The sequence below is a fragment of the Bacillus sp. UNC438CL73TsuS30 genome, assembly GCF_000482325.1.
Taxonomy (GTDB): Bacteria; Bacillota; Bacilli; order Bacillales; family Cytobacillaceae; genus Neobacillus.
Window position 1 is genome coordinate 882,959 of record NZ_KI535295.1, and the last position, 17,922, is coordinate 900,880.

17 protein-coding genes are annotated in these 17,922 nt (G+C 39.4%); all 17 read left to right on the forward strand.

The genetic code is table 11. The features are described 5' to 3' along the window. Positions 1-163 precede the first annotated feature (163 nt). The 17 genes from M028_RS30380 to M028_RS0118235 all read left to right on the forward strand — a co-directional run bounded on the left by M028_RS30380 (position 164) and on the right by M028_RS0118235 (position 17,850). Positions 164-736 (forward strand): hypothetical protein, encoded by a 573-nt coding sequence (locus M028_RS30380; RefSeq protein ID WP_051591089.1) that lies wholly within the window; start codon positions 164-166, stop codon positions 734-736. A 16-nt stretch (positions 737-752) separates the two neighbouring features. Further along, positions 753-1,805: an XdhC family protein gene (locus tag M028_RS0118160; protein ID WP_026575128.1), complete on the forward strand. Its 1,053-nt coding sequence runs from the start codon at positions 753-755 to the stop codon at positions 1,803-1,805. Further along, positions 1,798-2,403, forward strand: a complete 606-nt coding sequence (locus tag M028_RS0118165; protein WP_026575129.1) for a nucleotidyltransferase family protein — start codon at positions 1,798-1,800, stop codon at positions 2,401-2,403. The genes M028_RS0118160 and M028_RS0118165 overlap by 8 nt, the downstream gene beginning before the upstream one ends. Before the next feature lie 404 nt (positions 2,404-2,807). After that, entirely contained in the window at positions 2,808-4,082 is a 1,275-nt protein-coding gene (locus M028_RS0118170; protein ID WP_026575130.1) for an MFS transporter, read from the forward strand. Between the two features lie 173 nt (positions 4,083-4,255). Next, the gene (locus M028_RS0118175) at positions 4,256-5,077 is read left to right on the forward strand and encodes an alpha/beta fold hydrolase (RefSeq protein ID WP_026575131.1); all 822 of its coding nucleotides are present in this window, start codon (positions 4,256-4,258) and stop codon (positions 5,075-5,077) included. Between the two features lie 89 nt (positions 5,078-5,166). Then, positions 5,167-5,949: an IclR family transcriptional regulator gene (locus M028_RS0118180; RefSeq protein ID WP_026575132.1), complete on the forward strand. Its 783-nt coding sequence runs from the start codon at positions 5,167-5,169 to the stop codon at positions 5,947-5,949. A gap of 284 nt (positions 5,950-6,233) precedes the next feature. Beyond that, positions 6,234-7,511, forward strand: a complete 1,278-nt coding sequence (locus tag M028_RS0118185) for an MFS transporter (protein WP_026575133.1) — start codon at positions 6,234-6,236, stop codon at positions 7,509-7,511. Positions 7,512-7,670: 159 nt separating this feature from the next. Next, positions 7,671-8,207 carry a cupin domain-containing protein gene (locus M028_RS0118190; protein ID WP_035424196.1) on the forward strand — a complete coding sequence of 179 codons (537 nt, stop codon included), beginning with the start codon at positions 7,671-7,673 and terminating at the stop codon, positions 8,205-8,207. Positions 8,208-8,349: 142 nt separating this feature from the next. Continuing rightward, positions 8,350-9,264 (forward strand): VOC family protein, encoded by a 915-nt coding sequence (locus tag M028_RS0118195; RefSeq protein WP_026575135.1) that lies wholly within the window; start codon positions 8,350-8,352, stop codon positions 9,262-9,264. 22 nt (positions 9,265-9,286) lie between these two features. After that, positions 9,287-10,081, forward strand: a complete 795-nt coding sequence (locus tag M028_RS0118200; protein ID WP_231510835.1) for an SDR family oxidoreductase — start codon at positions 9,287-9,289, stop codon at positions 10,079-10,081. A 24-nt stretch (positions 10,082-10,105) separates the two neighbouring features. Further along, complete coding sequence (locus tag M028_RS0118205; RefSeq protein WP_026575137.1) at positions 10,106-11,794, forward strand: thiamine pyrophosphate-binding protein; 1,689 nt, start codon at positions 10,106-10,108, stop codon at positions 11,792-11,794. 12 nt (positions 11,795-11,806) lie between these two features. After that, positions 11,807-13,252: an aldehyde dehydrogenase family protein gene (locus tag M028_RS0118210; RefSeq protein WP_026575138.1), complete on the forward strand. Its 1,446-nt coding sequence runs from the start codon at positions 11,807-11,809 to the stop codon at positions 13,250-13,252. 15 nt (positions 13,253-13,267) lie between these two features. Continuing rightward, positions 13,268-14,050, forward strand: coding sequence for an aspartate dehydrogenase (gene nadX / locus M028_RS0118215; RefSeq protein ID WP_026575139.1), 783 nt, complete (start codon positions 13,268-13,270; stop codon positions 14,048-14,050). Positions 14,051-14,148: 98 nt separating this feature from the next. Next, a complete protein-coding gene (locus tag M028_RS0118220) occupies positions 14,149-15,453 on the forward strand; it encodes an aromatic ring-hydroxylating dioxygenase subunit alpha (RefSeq protein ID WP_026575140.1) in 1,305 nt (434 codons plus the stop codon). Positions 15,454-15,520: 67 nt separating this feature from the next. Then, positions 15,521-16,030, forward strand: coding sequence for an aromatic-ring-hydroxylating dioxygenase subunit beta (locus M028_RS0118225; protein ID WP_026575141.1), 510 nt, complete (start codon positions 15,521-15,523; stop codon positions 16,028-16,030). A gap of 42 nt (positions 16,031-16,072) precedes the next feature. Beyond that, entirely contained in the window at positions 16,073-16,861 is a 789-nt protein-coding gene (locus tag M028_RS0118230) for a 3-(cis-5,6-dihydroxycyclohexa-1,3-dien-1-yl)propanoate dehydrogenase (RefSeq protein WP_026575142.1), read from the forward strand. A gap of 23 nt (positions 16,862-16,884) precedes the next feature. Then, on the forward strand, positions 16,885-17,850 hold the full coding sequence (locus M028_RS0118235; protein ID WP_026575143.1) for a VOC family protein: 966 nt from the start codon (positions 16,885-16,887) through the stop codon (positions 17,848-17,850). The last annotated feature ends 72 nt before the right edge of the window (positions 17,851-17,922 follow it).

Consider the following 17,922-nt stretch of genomic DNA (forward strand, 5'->3'; position numbering starts at 1 on the left):
TACCTCACTACTAGTTTAAAGTGTTGAATTATTCCTTCGCTCTCCTAATTATTCCATATTTGTCTTGTAAACTCAAAAAGTTCATTTCTACATATATTGTTTTTTTAAAATCCTTCATATTTTTATCCATTGAGGCATTACCTAAAAAAAGGGGGTGCTAACATTGAAAAAACAACCAGGGAACCTTCCGCCCTTTGTAAATGTCCAATCCCGAATAGACGGTTATTCGAGAACGAAAAAGTTAGTCTTAGGCTCTATCCTTGCGGCTTTTGCCACCATTTTTCAATCGGCCGGTATTTTTGTCGGGATTGGATATGCTTTTAGTATTTTAGCCACTATGCCCATCGTTCTTTCCGCAATGATTTCAATTCATCTTGGCATAATGTCGTATTTCTTAACCATCTTGCTGCTTCTCATTCTTCAGCCCAGTGAATTATTCGTTTTTCCATTCACCACAGGTCTTTTAGGATTGTCATTAGGTATAGCCCTCAGATGGTGGGAAAATTGGATTGCTATTACCTTTTTTGGCGGAGTCTCATTAGCCGCTGGGATCCTATTTCTACTATATATCGTTAAATTTCCTGTTTTAGGTCCTTCTGTTTCCCATACAATCTATGTTCCAGTGATTCTCATGATCTTGTTGTTTTCCTTGTTCTACAGCTTGGTTTGGATGGGGTTGAGCAAAAAGATTTTTGAACTCCTGTTTAAAACCAGGAATAAACGAACAAGTCATTAAAAAAGGGGGAATGTAAATGTCTCGCTTACTAGAATTTCGTACCATCTTCCAATCCATTAAACGGGCATGGGAGATGAAAAAAAAGACTGCCATTGTCACACTAATTGGAGTCAACGGGTCTGCTTACCGGCTTCCAGGTACAAAAATGATGATGACAATCGATGGAGAAATGAACGGTACGATAAGCGGTGGGTGTTTGGAAAACGATCTTTATGCCTATGCTGAACGAGCCTTGAAAGAAAATACTGCACTAATCAAGAATTATGATTTAAGTGAAAAAGAAATATGGACTTTAGGCATTGGCTGCAAAGGTTCATTAGAAATTCTTATACTTCCGGTTCAAGAGGAGGACCTATTTTGGAAAACGACGGAGCAGTTCCTCCAAAAGAATGAGGAATTTTCCTTTATCCTTGAGGTTCCAACGGGTGTAAAGGCGATAATAGCAAAAAATGGTGAAATGGTCGAAACCAAGGGTTCACTGCCTCAAAAAGTCTATGAACGGGCATTAACAAGTATGAAATCACAGAGATGTGCTGAGATTATGGAAGTGGAGGGCCGACGATTTGTCATCGATATTATTCGTTCAAGTCCACGGCTTATCATTGCTGGTGCCGGTAAAGATGCAATTCCGGTTGCAGACCTGGCAGCAAAAACCGGGTTTACAGTTACTGTATTAGACCCACGCAGCGAATTTAATAACAAACGCTATTTTCCAAATGTTGTACATATTACCGAAGATCCCGAATTCCTTAATCCAGCGGATGTCAGAGACGCCTGGTGGGTCATTATGAATCATTTGCAAATTAGAGACGAAGCCGCACTCCTACTCGCATTAAAAAGTAATCCAAAATATATCGGTGTTTTGGGTCCTGTATCAAGGACAAAGGAAATACTTGAAAACTTAGGTGAAAATCTGCCCGTTTTGGACAAAATTCATGCCCCGGTAGGTTTAGATATTGGAGCTGAAACAATGGAGGAAGTTGCAGTCAGTATCGTTTCTGAACTTATGATGGTGCGGTCAATGAAATCTGGTACATCATTGCAAGGAAAAATGAAGATTCATGCCTAAAATAGGAGCCATTATTTTGGCTGCAGGAATGTCCAGTAGAATGGGGAACCCCAAGCTTTTGCTGCCTTTAAAGGGAAAGCCGCTTTACCGGTACTCGGTTGAACTCACTAAAAGGCAGCGGCTTCATCCAATCGTATTTATTGGTGGGGAATATCTGGAAACTTTTCAAACAAGTGCAGCAGATTTAGATGGAATAGAATATATCAAAAATAATAATTACATGCAGGGGATGTCTACTTCTCTAAAATTAGGAATTGAAAAAATTAAGGGTCGAGTGGATGCCGCATTTATTTTTTTAGCCGATCAGCCCCTTGTTCCGGATTTAGTAGTTCAATCACTAATTCAGGATTATAAAAAGGAAAGGCAAAAAGGAATCAGGATTGTCAGGCCCAAATATAATGAGAATCTTAGTCATCCTATCTTAATTAGCAGCAGTTTATTTTCAGAATTTCTCGATTTAGAGGGCGATCAAGGTGGAAAAGAAATTATCAAAAAATATAAAGCCTATACAAAAATTCAGGTTTTTGAGTCATCATTTTGGGGGATGGATATTGATACGGCTAAGGATTATAAGAAAGCAATTTCTATCTTGTCTTAAAATAATTTGTTCGTTGTAAACCTGTTTAAACGCAGGTTTTTTCTTTTGCCTCCAAAAAGAGAATTTAATAAAAAGCAGTGACTCGAGATTCGTTTTGTATATGAAACGTAGTTTGTATCTACAAATAAATTTTATAATCGACGGTTTTAAATGTCAATGAAGAATTCTGAAAAATACAAAGATAACATAGGTATTCATCAAATAAATAACAATTCAAAGGTTTTGCATATAAAACATAATTTATTATTTAAAACTATTTTCTCAAAATCTATTGACTAAATATTTAAAAGATTTTAAAGTCTTATTATTAAAACTATGTTTTTTAATGTCAGCATAGTAGAAAGGAGGGTAAAAGGGACTTTTCCGGTAAGTTAAATTTTGCAACGACCACAAGGAGGTAAGAAATGTTCACAAACAACAAAAGATGGATTTATGTAGCAGTTCCTATTTTTTTCTTTTGGTTTTTTGGACAAATTGACAAACTAGGAATCTCAATCATTCAAACCGACCCTGGATTTCTAAAAGATTTAGGACTGACGGGTGCAGACCATAACGCAAAAATTGGCTTCTTAACATTTATTTTTACTGTATCTTATGCCATTTCGAATATTTTTTGGGGCTTTGTCATTGATAAACTTGGAGCCCGAAAAACAGCATTTATTGGGATTACCATTTGGACCGTCACCATGATCATGGGTGGTCTCGCAGATTCATATGGAACCTTTATGACAAGCAGAATTCTACTTGGTATAGGGGAAGGGATTATGATTCCTGTCTGTGGAAAGCTTATTTCCAATTGGTTTAACAGGAAAGAAATTGGTAGAGCACAGGCTTCCTGGATTAGCGGAAACTATCTTGGCCCTGCAATTGGAGCCTTAGCATTATCTGCGATTATCGCTAGTTTACATTGGCATGCTGCATTTTTCTTTCTAGCTTTCTGTAATCTATTAATCAATATTCCATTGTTTATATTCCTCACACGTGAAACACCAGAACAGCATCCTGGAATAAGTGCGAAAGAGCTTAAGATGATTCGCGAAAATGATTCAGCTGAAAATGAAACAATAAAACAAGGTTTTACACAAGACTTTCGTTATTGGGTAGTTTTCGTTGGAAACCTCATGGCATCTTTTATCTTCTATGGAATTAGCATCTGGCTCCCAACCTATTTAATTCAAGCAAAGCACTTTGAACGAGAGACGATGGCTGGAATTACATCCTTTGCCTTCATCTTCGCATTAGGGTTTGTACTCATATCTGGTTTTCTTTCAGATAAAACAAAACGCCCCAATTTACTTGCAGTCATCTGGTTTGGTTTATGCGCAAGTTTCTTATGGATTGCAGCATCATCTAACAGCGCTTTATTAGCAGGCGTTTGCATGGCCCTGGCAATTGGAACCTTGGGTGGCATTTTCCACGTGACCAATATGCTGACAGTAAAATATTCAACCCCAAAAACAGCAGGAAGAGCTGCCGGCTTAATGGGCTTCACAAACATTTTAGGCGGATTCTCCAGCTACATAATGGGCTGGATGCGCGACCTAGCCCATGGTGATTTCTTACCATCCATCATCATGTTAATCGTCGTCGCCCTAATCGGAATGGTCGTATACATTCTCTCCTTAAGAAAAGAATCAATAGAAGTAGCCGAATTAAAATCCAATCAAGTCATCCTTTAACAATTCGACAAAAATCGGGTGGTGCCTGGCACCACCCGATTTTTGTCGAAAGACATCTTATGAATCTTAGAGACTTCTGTAAATTCAGTTGACTAATTCGAAAGATGTTTTATTATTATAAATATAAAACACCGTTTTACTAATAAAACAACTTATAACGAGGAGGAGAAAAAATGGCCTTTGTACAGGTGAATGATTTAACGATTCATTATGAAATACAAGGAAGTGGTAAGCCATTAGTCATTTTGCACGGGATGGGGAACAATTCACAATCGTGGAAAAAACAACTTAAAGGTTTATCCGAGCAATATCAAGTGATAGCCTGGGATGCACCCGGATACGGTTTGAGTTCTGATCCAAAAGTTGAATTCAAGGAATTTAAGGAATTCGCGGATGTCTTAAAGGGTTTTATTGAGAAACTTGGGCTTGAACCCGTCATACTTCTTGGGCACTCAATGGGGTCGGCGATTGCGCTTGATTTTTGTTACCGTTTTCCGGATTTAGTAGATGCATTAATTATTTCAGATGCAACAAGAGGTTCAGCAGCGTTAACTAGAGAAGAAAATGAAAGCAAATTAAAAAATCGATTGAAGAACATCGAAACATTAACACCGGAAGAGATTGCAAAACTTCGTGTAAAAAGCCTTCTTTCACCGGATCCGGCACCAGAAGTTTTGAAAGAAGTTGAAAGAATCTATTCACAAATACGGCCAATGGGCTTTCGCTCAGTTGCTTACTCTCTTTATCATTTAAATAATATGGATATTCTATCCTCCATTCATGTTCCAACCCTCGTAATTTGCGGTGAATTGGACAAAGTCACACCGGTAAAAGAATCACAGGTTTTTCATGAAAAGCTTCAAGGTTCCAAATTTGCAATCATCCCCGGGGCAGGGCATTTGTGTTATCAAGAGGCGCCAGAAACCTTTAATTCAATTGTTCTAAACTTTATGATATCTTTAGAAAAGAAAAGGGATGTCCAAATTAACAAATAAAATTTTCACTGGACCGCTATCTATCTTTGATGAAAATTTGATAAAATTGTAAAACAAGCATGTTATTAACAATGAGATGGTGAAAGTTTATGGCAAAAGAAGAAAAAGAACGTTATAATGCCAATGCCTTAGTAAGGGGATTGGAAATATTAAAGCTTTTTAACGAGGAGCGTCCTACGCTATCCTTGGTGGAAATTGCAAAAGAACTAGAAGTAAGCCGTACCGTTCCATTTCGATTGTTGTATACGCTTCAATCACTTGGATACCTTCATCAGGATGAAAATACGAAGCGCTATAGTCTTACGCCAAAGGTTTTAGAACTAGGTTTTTCTTTTTTGAGCACATTAAAGCTTCCTGAAATTGCCCAGCCTTATATGGAAAAATTAAGGGATGAGACAGGAGCATCCTGTCATTTATCGATTTTGGATGGCAATGAGGTCGTTTATGTTGGCAGTGCACCAGCTAGAGGGGTTTCTGCAGTCACAGTTAATATCGGCTTGAGACTTCCTGCGCATGCAGTGGCAAATGGTAAAGTTCAGTTAGCATATCAGCCGCAAGAGCGTTTAAGCCAAATTTTATATGGCTCAAACTTAAAACCATTCACGGAGCGAACACAAACTGATTTTGTTGATTTTCAACAGGAGCTAGCGATGATTCGCGAACAGGGATATGCGATGACAAAAGGTGAACTGCATCAAGGGATTCAATCTGTTGCAGCTCCTATTTTTGATCGCAGCGGGAAAGTAATGGCCTCAATTAATGTGGTAGCAAACGAGACCATTTTTCATAGCGAATTTATTGAAAAAGTGGCAATCCCTAAGGTACTTGAAACTTCCCAAATTCTATCTGGATTTTTGGGATTCCATGCATAAATAAAAAAACTTGCGAAAGCGCAAGTTTTTTTATTTATGCATGTTTTATATGTAAAACACATTTTAATTTACAACACAAATATAGTGTTTTATGTTGACATAATTTTCGTAAAATTTTAAAATAAGAATATAAGCGAAACGGTGTTTTGTATTTAAAACATCTAATTGCAAAGTTTTAAAAAAGGAGGAATACTAGTTCATTTTTATACAAATTATTGTAAAATAATAAAAAGAGTTTTGGAAGCGTGTACATTCTTCAAAGTAAAACAAAAGGGGTGTCTTTCATGTTAAAGGGTAACAAAAGGTGGATTTATATAGGAGTGCCAATTTTCTTCTTTTGGTTTTTTGGTCAAATTGATAAGTTAGGTATCTCGATTATCCAAACGGATCAGGTTTTTTTGAATGATATGGGATTAACGGGTGCCGATAAAATGGCGAAAATCGGGATGATTACCTTTGTTTTTACAATTTCTTATGCTTTATCGAATGTTTTTTGGGGATTTATCATCGACAAGCTCGGAGCAAGGAAAACTGGAATTCTGGGTCTAATCGTCTGGGTAATCACGATGGTTATTGGAGGATTATCGACTTCTTATGAAATGTTTATTTTCAGTCGGATCATTTTGGGAATCGGTGAGGGGATGATGATCCCCATATGCGGAAAGTTTATTTCAAACTGGTTTAATCAGCGTGAGCTTGGAAAAGCCCAATCTACTTGGCTTGCCGGAAACTATTTAGGTCCTGCTTGCGGTGCTATCATCATCACCGCTGTCATAGCCACTCTCCATTGGCATGCTGCGTTTTTCTTTCTTGCGGGGTTCAACTTATTAATTGTTCTGCCAATGTTTATCTTCCTTACTCGGGATACTCCTGAAGAACATCCACGACTAGAGAAAAGTGAATTAGCCTATATTCGTCAATCAGATTCATCTATTAACACGAAAAAACAAAACTTTGCTCAAGACTTCCGTTATTGGATTGTGTGGTTCGGAATGTTAGTAGCTTCCTTCTTATTCTTCGGTATTAGTGTTTGGCTTCCAACCTATCTAGTTGGAGCGAAAGGTTTTTCGAAAGAAGCCATGACCGGAATTACCTCTTTATCTTGGCTCTTTGCTTTGGGTTTTGTCATCCTTTGTGGAGTTCTATCTGATAAAACAAAGCGTCCAAGCTTACTTGCAACCATTTTATTTGTATTAACTGCATTATTTTTAACTATTGCCATTTTGACTCCACAACCTGTCGTAGCAGGCGTATGTATGGGCTTAGCAATGGGAGCTCAAGGCGGTGTTTTCCATTTAAGTAATTTATTTATTGTTAAATTTTCAACACCTGAGACTGCAGGGCGTGCAGCTGGACTAATGGGCTTCACGAATATTCTTGGGGGATTTTCAAGCTATATCATGGGTTGGATGGTGGATCTTTCTCACGGAGATTTTGGACCATCGATTTTAATGTTAATCATAGCTGCCTCACTTGGAATCATTGCATACCTATTTACTTTGAAAAAAGAAGCTGAGGAAATAAAAATTGAAAAAATGTCTCAAAATCGAGTTTCGGCATAAAATTTCCGGATTTTATGTTGTGTTACCTATACAAAACATATTTTTATATTTAAAAATTTCTCAATATTTATAATTGACAATTATAGTGTTGAGATTTAATATTAGATTATAAAGAAAACAAAGTTTCATATACAAAACATAAATAAGGAGTGTTTTAAAATGTCTACTGAAAAATTTGATTTAGCTGGGTTCGAAAAAAAATATGTTGCAAGATTAAAAGATCGTACGCTAGATTGGAACGTTTTAAAATTCCAAGAAGAAATTGACCCATCTTACAAGAGAGCGCAAATGAGATACATTGGACGCGGTGCAACAGCTAACAATGATGCAAATGTAATTGAGGCTGAACACTTTACATTAAGTACAATGGTTCTACCTGCTGGTTGCCAAGGTCCGCTTCACCTTCATGATGATGTCGAAGAAGTATTCTTTGTTATCAAAGGAAGCATTACTGCTCTTATTCAAGAAGAAGGCAGCGAAGAAGTTCATGAAATCGTTTTAAATGAAAGGGATTGTATCAGCTCACCTCCTGGGGTATACCGTGGCCTGCGAAATGACAGCGATGAAGAAGCATTAATGCTTGTTATGCTGGGAGCTGTTAAGCCAAATCTTCCAACATATCCAAAAGGAAGCGCGTTAGAAGAACTTCGAATCCAACGTGCAAAGGAAAGAGAAGCAATCATTAACGGAAAATAAATTAAAATGGGCGATGTTTCAACAGCTTAAACATACTCCCTGATTGATCGACAGGGATGGTCCTCTTTACTAACATGTGGGATCATCCTTGTCTACTTTATAGAAATATATAATAGAAAAAAGGAATAGTGGAGGTGGCATCATGTTAGGAATCACACATTTAAGGCATATAGGATTAATTACACCGGTACTTAAGGAACAGGCCGATTTTTATGAAAAAATCTGGGGTCTCGATAAAGTAGCACAGGATGAGAATACGGTTTATTTTCGCGGGGCCGGCCCTGAAAATCATATATTAAGTCTTCACGCAGGTGAAAAAAGAGGACTCCATCATATTGCTTTTGGGATGGTTGATAAGAACGCGGTGGACCAAGCGGCAGAGACGCTAGCTTCAAAAGGTGTTAGGATTGTTGCGGAACCGGGATATTTGGATGAAGAAGGTAAAGGTTATGGGCTGCGTTTTCTTGACCCGGAGGATCGTTGTATTGAATTATCCGCGTGGGTAGAAATTCATACCTCGATTTGGAATAAGAAAAATGTTGACCCGGTAAAACTGAATCATGTCGTTATGAACACGAAAGATCTTGATATGATTACAGCATTTTATACAGATGTTTTAGGATTCAAGGTCACGGACTGGAGCGAGCATCAAATGTCCTTCCTTCGCTGTAACAGAAAACATCATTCGATTGCCTTTAACCAAGATCAACATGCCTCTGTAAATCATATCGCTTATGAAGTCGATACTGTGGATGAGGTTATGAGAGGAATTGCGAATGTAAGAAAAGCGGGTTACCAAGAACTTTGGGGTCCTGGCCGTCATGGTCCTGGAGATAATGTTTTTTGCTACTTCCAAGACCCAGGAAAGTTTGTTATGGAATATACCTGTTATTTGGAAACAATTGAAGATGAATCAGAATGGAGAGCGCGCGTCTGGAAACGTGTTCCACACCTGATGGATCAATGGGGTATTGCCGGCCCTCCAAAACCGGAAGCGCGAAAAGCGATGGCAGGCATTCCGGATCCGGGTTGGGCAGTTGTAAAGACGCTAGTTTAAAGGTTTTAGCAAAAGGGGTGTCATGATGGATTTAGGACTAAAAGATAAAATAGCAGTAATAATGGGCGGTACATCTGGGGTTGGTTTAAAAACAGCAGAAATGTTTTTACAAGAAGGTGCCAAAGTAGCCGTATGCGGCAGAAATGCAGATCGAAAAGAAAAAGCATACGATCACCTGTTAAAGTTTGGGTCGGCAGAATCCATTTATTCCGCTACCTGTGACGTAACAAATAAAGAAGATGTTAATCATTTTATCGAAGGTACAGCAACATTTTTTGGCGGTATTGATATCCTTGTAAATGCAGCTGGCCAAAGTGTCATGGGATATTTCTTCGATGTCACTGATGAGCAATGGGAACAGCAAATTCAATTAAAATATTTTGCTATTATTTATGCCGTTAAGGCTGTTCATCCATATTTGGTGAAGCAAGGCGGTGGCAGAATCATCAATATCAATGCCACCTTAGCGAAAGAACCGGAAAGACATATGATTGCGACTGCGGCAACACGAGCTGGCCTTTTAAATTTAAGTAAAACCTTATCGCAGGAGCTGGCTTCAGATAATATTTTAGTCAATTCAGTGAGTCTTGGTTTAATTCGAACGGATCAATGGGAGAGAAGAAGATTGAAAAATGCTCCTGATATGAAAGTAGAAGACTATTACGCAGACTTAGCGAAAAAGAGAAATATCCCGTTAGGAAGAGTAGGGGAAGCAGACGAAGTAGCGAGTGTGATTTTATTTCTAGCTTCTAGCAAAGCAAGCTATGTAGCGGGTTCAACAATTGAAACAGCTGGAGCGCTGGGGAAAGCGCTTTAATAATAGATAAAGGCGGAATAAATGATGAGTGAGCAAAAGCAAATGGAATTTACTACAGCTGATGCGGTCGTAAAAGAACTTGTACGTGCTGGTGTGGAGGTAGCATTTGGAATTGTCAGCATCCACAATATGCCAATCTATGATGCGATTCTTCGAGAGGGTAGTATTCACTTAGTATGTTCCCGTGGTGAAAGCGGTGCAGCCAATATGGCAGATGGATATGCCAGGGCATCAGGAAAATTGGGAGTGGTTATTACTAGTACCGGAACAGGAGCAGGAAATGCCGCGGGTTCTTTAATTGAAGCATGGGCAGCTGGAGTTCCTGTTCTTCATTTGACAGGTGAGGTAGCTTCTCCATATCTTGGGACAGGAAGAGGCTACATCCATGAGTGTAAAGATCAGTTGTCGATGATGGAAGGAGCCTCCAAGAAGGCGCTTCGCCTGAGAAGACCTGAGCAGGCAGCAGCGGTTGTTAGACAAGCAATTCAGGAAGCATTTGCTTATCCATCCGGTCCGGTAACACTTGAAATTCCGATTGATTTTCAATCTGCCATTATACCGAATCATTCTATGGAAGAAATTAGATCAATTGCTCCTGCTAATCAAACGATTCCATCCGTTCCAGAAGAGGTCGTAACGAAAATTAAGAATGCTCGACGTCCGGTTATTTGGGCAGGTGGAGGTGTAATTACATCAGGTGCATCTAAAGAAGTTCAAGAGTTAGCTGAAAAAATTGGTGCAGCAGTGGTTACCAGTCAATCTGGGAAAGGAAGTATCCCAGAAGATCATCCTCAATGTATCGGCCATTTTGCAGCATATGAATTGACTAAAAATTTAATAAAAGAAGCTGATTTATTAATTAGTGTCGGGGTGAGGTTTAGAGGAAACGAAACCTCGAACTGGAAGGTCATTGTTCCAGCAGAACATATTTCCATAGATGCGGACTTTCATGCAGTGAATCGAAACTATGAAGCTACTTATAGTTTAGTAGGGGATGCCAAGCATATCCTTCAGGCATTAAATCAGGGAGTAGCTAAAACTGCCGTTAATCCAGATCCAGCATATTTAGACGAAGTGCAGTCTGTTCGAGAGGAATTACGTTCCCAGTTAAGAGCAACACTTGGACCATACGAACAAATCCTTGACGGAATGCGTAAAGTGATGCCTAAAAACACTATTTTAGTCCGGGATGTCACCGTTCAGGCCAATGTTTGGGGAAGCCGATTATTTGAAATTTATGAACCAAGAACATCGATTCACGCTTCAGGCGGTGGAATTGGGCAAGGTCTGCCAACTGCCATCGGTGCGCAAATGGCCGATAAAAATTGCCCTGTTGTACTTATGGCTGGGGATGGCGGTTTTATGGTCAATGTTGGAGAAATGGCAACTGCTGCTCAGGAAAAACTGCCAATGATCGTTGTTCTATTTGATGATGCCGGATATGGTGTCTTGAGAAATATTCAAAGTAATGCTTATGGCCGTCAGGTTGCAGTGGATTTAATGAGTCCTGACTTTGTGTTATTAGCTCAATCAATGGGATTTGATGCTGCACGAATTGGCTCACCCTCAGAATTTGTATCGGAGCTTGAGAAGGCGGTAAACACAAAAAATCCTACGATGATTGTTGTCGATATGGAAGCGGTTGGCCCAATGGCAAAACCATTTGGAGGACCTCCAGGCGCAGCAGAAGCTTTTAAACCGAAAAAGTTGTAAGGAGGAATTGAAGTGATATCTACACACCCATATGTATCAGGCAAATATCTTATTGGCGGCAAATGGTTTCAAGCGGAAAAAACGGCTGATGTCATCAATCCGGCCAATATTAATGAAGTAGTCGGTTCCGTTGCTATGTGTTCGAAAAATGAGGTGGATTTAGCTGTAGAAACCGCTGCTAAGGCATATGAAAGCTGGTCTCAGAGTGAACTGGAAGATCGGGCACACCGCATGAAAATGGCGGCAGAAGAAATCAAAACAATCGTAGAAGAGAATGTTTCACTTCTTGTTCGGGAAAATGGAAAGGCATTAGTGGAAGCGAAAAAAGATTTACTCCGCTGTTCAGATATTATGATTCAAGGTGCTGAAGAATTATTAGAATGGTGGAAACCTGAAAGCTTACCGGGGAATCAGAAGGTACAGGTTCGCAAGCGTCCACGTGGAGTGGCAGCCATTATTTCGCCTTGGAATTCGCCAATGATTCTTACGTTCAAACGCGTGATTCCAGCTGTTTTAACAGGAAACACAGTGGTTGTGAAGCCAGCGACGAGCTGTCCTTTGACGATCATGACTTTCTTAAAAGTAGTCGCATCCTATTTTCCAGAGGGTGTGATCAATGTCGTAACGGGTTCAGGCACTGTGATTGGAGATGCGCTTTGCACCGACCCTAGGGTTCGTACCATCGCTTTTGTCGGAAGTACTGAGACGGGTAAAGAAATTATCCGCGCTGCTTCAGGAACGGTTAAGAAACTTTATATGGAACTTGGCGGTAATGATGCCGCAATTGTGCTACCTGATGCTAATTTGGATGAAGCAGCCATTAAGCGCCTTCGTTTCGGGGTTTTACGTGCTGCAGGGCAAGTTTGCTCAGCAATTAAAAGAATTTATGTACACGAATCCAGATACGAGGAAGTAGTTGAAAAATTAAAGAAAGAATTCAGCCATATTCGAGTTGGAAATGGAATTCAACCAGATGTTGAAATGGGTCCATTAAATAATAAATCGCAATATGACTATGTAAAAGGTTTAATTGAACGCGCAGCAGACTCTGGTGCAAATGTTATTACCGGCGGGATTCAATTAGATCCGGAATCCTGGGAGCAAGGCTATTATATTTTACCTACTATTATTACCGGTGTAGACCAGAAAAGTGAAATTGTTCGTGCCGAACAATTTGGTCCAGTGATTCCAATTCTATCTTTCTCTGATGCGGATGAAGCAGTCCGGCTAGCGAACGATAGTGAGTTTGGTTTAAGAGCATCTGTTTGGACAGAGGACGAAGAGCTCGCAGCGTCATTGGCAGACCGGTTAGAGGCAGGAGCTGTTTTCCATAATAACCATACTATCTTCCAAGATCTTCATTTAGATTTCCCTGGCCTTAAAGAAAGCGGATTATCCCGTGAAGTAAGACATTGCGGCTTGGAATATTTCGCAGACTCATATGGATTTGCGAACTAATAGGGGGAATATTAAATGAGAATTGGGTTAATTGGAGGAGGGAACATTGGAAAGTTCCTCCTCCAGAGCATCAATATTGAAGGGCTTCTGCCAAACTCTAAAATTGTTGGACTTTATACAAGAAATGAAATATCTGCAAAGCAATTGGCTGAACAATACAGTACGGAACGCTTTTCAACGATGCAATCACTTATACAATCAAATGTAGATGTGATTATCGAAGCAGCTACCGTGCAAGTGGCAAAAGACATTGCTGCGCCTGCTCTTGAAAATGGGAAAGACTTAGTGTTAAGCAGTGTTGGAGCCCTTGCTGATGTGGATTTTTATCAGAGCCTTGAAAAAATATGTCATGAAAAAGGAACAAAAATTTATTTACCATCTGGAGCGATAGGCGGATTGGATGTTCTTAAAGCGGCAAAATCAATAGGGGAACTTGAATCTGTTTCCATTATTACGAGAAAACCTCCACGAGCATTGCCGGGGGCACCAACTGATCGTGAACATGTAATGTTCGAAGGCTCAGCTGCAGACGCAATTGAATTATTCCCCAAAAATATCAATGTTTCTATCATCTTATCTTTAGCCGGTCTGGGACCGAAGCAAACGAGTGTCAAAATTATCTCCGATCCTAGAATAGAAAAAAATAACCATATAATAGAAGCAACTGGTTCCTTCGGGAAGTTAACCTTACAAGTGGAAAACAACCCGATGCCGAATAATCCAAAAACAAGCTACTTAGCTGCATTAAGTGTCCTATCATCATTGAAAAATAAAGATGCCTCCATATTAGTTGGATAAATGCTAAACTTTTATAGGAGATGTTCTTTTAATATAATATAGCAAACCGGGTAACTCGCTGTATGAAAGAAAATCTAATACTTAGGGGGAATAAGCAGATGTTAAAAACGAACGTGAATTTAGAAGAAATGTCGCAAAAAGAAGCAATTGATTACTTAAAAGAATCTGTACAACCCGAAATTGGAGCAATTCCTGCTTATCTTTTAGGAGATCCCACTGTTTATGATATTGAACATAAAAAAGTGTTTTTAAAAACTTGGCTGTTCGTTGGCCATGAATCAGAGATTCCGAAAAAGAATGATTTCATTACAAGAGATGTTGCTGGTTATTCCGTGATTATTTCAAGAGGTGCTGACGGGGAGATCCGTGGTCTTTATAATATGTGTACACACCGTGGTATGAAGCTTTGCCGCGCCGATGCCGGAAATAAGACGATGTTTACCTGCCCTTACCATGGTTTTAATTTTAAAAATAACGGTGATTGTGTTGGTGTACCGTTGCAAAAAGATATTTACGGTGAGGATTTAGATAAATCACGTCTTGGTCTTTATAAAATCAGAATTGAATCCTATAAAGGTTTACTTTTTGGAACATGGAATGATGAGGCAGAACCATTAGAGGAATTTTTAGGCGAGTTTAAATGGTATGTGGATATTTTAGCGGGCCGGGCAGAAATGGAAGTATTAGGGCCGCCGCAACGATTCATCATTCATTCGAACTGGAAAATTGGAGCAGATAATTTTGTAGGTGATTCCTACCACACAATGGTTACACATGGGTCCATTGCAAAACTAGGAATGGTTCCAAGCGCAACTTATTCTAAAAAGGGATACCAAATTTATACTGAACATGGGCATGGTTTAAACCTTGGTACTCCGAATCCAGATTTTGCTTTTCCTGAGGAATTGAGAGAAGAGTATAAGTCTAATTTAACGGAAGATCAGTATGAAGTATTATCTAATCTAAAAAATATGATTGGAAATATTTTTCCAAACCTTTCATTCTTAATTTCGCATACGAAGGTAAAAGGACAGTTAATTTCAAATACATCTGTTCGACTTTGGAGACCAGTTGGTGTTGATAAGATGGAGGTTATTACCTGGTTCTTGGTAGAGAAGAACGCTTCAGAGGATTGGAAAAGACGGTCCCGCGAGTCTTTTGTTTTAACCTTCAGCCCATCTGGAATTTTTGAACAGGATGATACAGAGGTATTCACGGATATCACTGCAGCAGCATCAGGAACCATGCCGCTCGTAAAACAACTTACTTTTAACTATACCATGGGATTGCACAGAAAGCCTGTTGAAGATTTTACTGGTCCAGGTGTGGCTTTTGATGACAAGTTTACAGAGGCGAATCAAAGGAACTTCTATCGTTATTGGTTGGATTTGATGACGAAGTAATCCGCAATTATTGAATTATTTGGCAGGTTTTTAGTGTAAGGGATTTCGTTGATTGGGGGAATCGAGAATGTGTATGGAAAAAATGCTGGCGACCTATGAATTTGAACAATGGTTATACCGTGAAGCAAAGTTTCTTGATGATATTGATTTTGATGGATGGTTTAATTTACTGCACCCGAATATTGCTTATCAAATGCCGGTGAGGGTCAATAAAGAAGGAGTAGAACGTCCTGATTATTCGTTAAATATGTTTGCTTTTGATGATGACTACGAATTATTGAAAATTCGAGTAGACCGTTTAAAAACCGATTATGCTTGGGCTGAAATCCCGCCATCGCGTACAAGGAGATCTGTTAATAATGTACAGTTACTTGAATTCACTCCAAATGAAAAAGCGGTAGTAAACAGCTATTTAACTATCTACCGAAGCCGCAGTACGGATATTCATCATGATCTGATATCAGGGGAACGGCACGATGAATTCACCTACGTTGATGGGGAGTGGAAGCTTTCCAAGAGAGAATTCATTATTGATCAAACAACAATAAACACAAGAAATCTTGCAATCTTCGTATAGCAGCTTATTCAGATACGGTAGATAACCAGGGAGGTATGTTCAATGGCGATCGTTTTAAAAGATAAAGTAGTTTTGATTACAGGCGGCGCTTCAGGTATAGGAGAAGCCGTCACAAGGCGGTTTATACAAGAAGGGGCAAAAGTGGGCATAATCGGCCGCTCTAAAGAAAAGTTAGTGAAAATGAAAGAAGAATTTGGTGAAAATATTGTTACTTGTCAGGGCGATGTAAGTAAATACGAAGACAATGAGCAAGCTGTTCAAGCGACTGTTGAAAAATTTGGAAAGTTAGATGTTTTTATTGCTAATGCCGGTGTTTTCGATGGTTTTGCTAAATTTGCTGATGTGACTCCTGAGGCCCTTTCCGAAGCGTATGATTTTCTACTCAATATTAACCTAAAAGGCACATTTTTCGGAGTGAAAGCAGCTCTTGATGAATTACAAAAAACAAATGGGAATATTATTTTTTCTGTTTCAGGTGCAAGTTTCTATCCTGATGGCGGCGGCGTTTGGTACACAGCAAGCAAGCATGCTCAAGTCGGACTAATGCGCCAGCTTGCGTTCGAACTCGCTCCAAATATTCGGGTAAATGCGGTGGCACCAGGAGGCACACTTACAGAACTTACGGTTATTCCACCACTTCATCCATTCGTTAAAATTGTGGATAATGAGACGAAAGCAAAAAGCATTAAAAAGCGAAACCCGCTTCAACTCGCGCAGATGCCAGAAGATCATGTTGGAGCCTATGTATTGCTTGCTTCCGATCAGGCTAAAGCCATTACTGGTGAAGTGATTTCAAGCGACGGAGGTCTTTCTGTCCGCGGTCTTGGTTGATTTGTTAATGGGGAGGGGTTTAAATGAATGAGCCGTTGACAACAAAACAGCCATTGGCTGGAAATAATGTAATCAATCAACTTGCCTTTGTTGTAAACGATATTGAAAAGGCTTCAGAGGCATTTTCAAAACTTTTGGGGATACCAAAGCAACAATGGTTTTTAACAGGAGACCGAGAAGTTTCTAAGGTTGTTTTTCGCGGGGAGCCTACCGATTCACGCAGTAAGCTGGTCTTTATGAATACCCCGACTGTCCAATTTGAATTAATCGAACCAAATGAAGAACCAGGGACGATGCGTGTATTTCTGGATACCGTTGGCGAAGGAATTCATCATCTTGCCTTTGATGTAGATTCCATTAAAGATACGCTCCCTATTTTTGAGGAAAATGGTTATCCTCTACTACAGAGCGGTGAATTTACCTCTAGTGACGGACGATACGTTTATGTGGATACATTGAAGGATCATAAGATTTTAGTTGAATTGCTTGAAAGTGCGGAACCAAGAGATACCACTCCAAGTACGGAGGTATTTACTCCTCCGCTCCTTGGCACGAATAAAGTAGAGCAGCTAGCAATTGTTGTGAAGGATTTAGATGCTGCTGCTAAAGCGTATTGTAAGTTGTTAGGTGTGGAAAAACCTGCTGTGATCAAATCTGGTCCAAGCGATCTTACCCAGGTTGTTTTTGAAGGGGAGCCAACAGAGGGCAAATCCAAGTATATGTTTATTAATACTCCGCTCATTCAACTCGAAATAATTGAACCAGGCGATTCCCCAAGCACGTGGAAAAAACATCTTGATACATATGGGGAAAGTGTCCACCATATTTCATTTGTGGTAGAGGATATGGATGAAAAAATAAAAATGCTTGAGGAAATGGGTTATCCTGTCATCCAAAGGGGAAACTTCTGGAATGGCAAAGGGCGATATGCCTATATGGATACTACTTCGACATTTAAAGTAATCATAGAATTACTTGAAAGATATTGAATATATAAGATAACCAGCCTCGTGCTGGTTTTTTAGTGTTCCAAAAATGAACTGAAGTTCATATTTCTATAA

What these genes read in the sequence shown, in the direction of transcription:
- M028_RS0118160 (WP_026575128.1), top strand. Translation starts at nt 753, where the DNA reads ATGTCTCGCTTACTAGAATTTCGTACCATCTTCCAATCCATTAAACGG.
- M028_RS0118165 (WP_026575129.1), top strand. Translation starts at nt 1,798, where the DNA reads ATGCCTAAAATAGGAGCCATTATTTTGGCTGCAGGAATGTCCAGTAGA.
- M028_RS0118170 (WP_026575130.1), top strand. Translation starts at nt 2,808, where the DNA reads ATGTTCACAAACAACAAAAGATGGATTTATGTAGCAGTTCCTATTTTT.
- M028_RS0118175 (WP_026575131.1), top strand. Translation starts at nt 4,256, where the DNA reads ATGGCCTTTGTACAGGTGAATGATTTAACGATTCATTATGAAATACAA.
- M028_RS0118180 (WP_026575132.1), top strand. Translation starts at nt 5,167, where the DNA reads ATGGCAAAAGAAGAAAAAGAACGTTATAATGCCAATGCCTTAGTAAGG.
- M028_RS0118185 (WP_026575133.1), top strand. Translation starts at nt 6,234, where the DNA reads ATGTTAAAGGGTAACAAAAGGTGGATTTATATAGGAGTGCCAATTTTC.
- M028_RS0118190 (WP_035424196.1), top strand. Translation starts at nt 7,671, where the DNA reads ATGTCTACTGAAAAATTTGATTTAGCTGGGTTCGAAAAAAAATATGTT.
- M028_RS0118195 (WP_026575135.1), top strand. Translation starts at nt 8,350, where the DNA reads ATGTTAGGAATCACACATTTAAGGCATATAGGATTAATTACACCGGTA.
- M028_RS0118200 (WP_231510835.1), top strand. Translation starts at nt 9,287, where the DNA reads ATGATGGATTTAGGACTAAAAGATAAAATAGCAGTAATAATGGGCGGT.
- M028_RS0118205 (WP_026575137.1), top strand. Translation starts at nt 10,106, where the DNA reads ATGAGTGAGCAAAAGCAAATGGAATTTACTACAGCTGATGCGGTCGTA.
- nadX (WP_026575139.1), top strand. Translation starts at nt 13,268, where the DNA reads ATGAGAATTGGGTTAATTGGAGGAGGGAACATTGGAAAGTTCCTCCTC.
- M028_RS0118220 (WP_026575140.1), top strand. Translation starts at nt 14,149, where the DNA reads ATGTTAAAAACGAACGTGAATTTAGAAGAAATGTCGCAAAAAGAAGCA.
- M028_RS0118225 (WP_026575141.1), top strand. Translation starts at nt 15,521, where the DNA reads ATGTGTATGGAAAAAATGCTGGCGACCTATGAATTTGAACAATGGTTA.
- M028_RS0118230 (WP_026575142.1), top strand. Translation starts at nt 16,073, where the DNA reads ATGGCGATCGTTTTAAAAGATAAAGTAGTTTTGATTACAGGCGGCGCT.
- M028_RS0118235 (WP_026575143.1), top strand. Translation starts at nt 16,885, where the DNA reads ATGAATGAGCCGTTGACAACAAAACAGCCATTGGCTGGAAATAATGTA.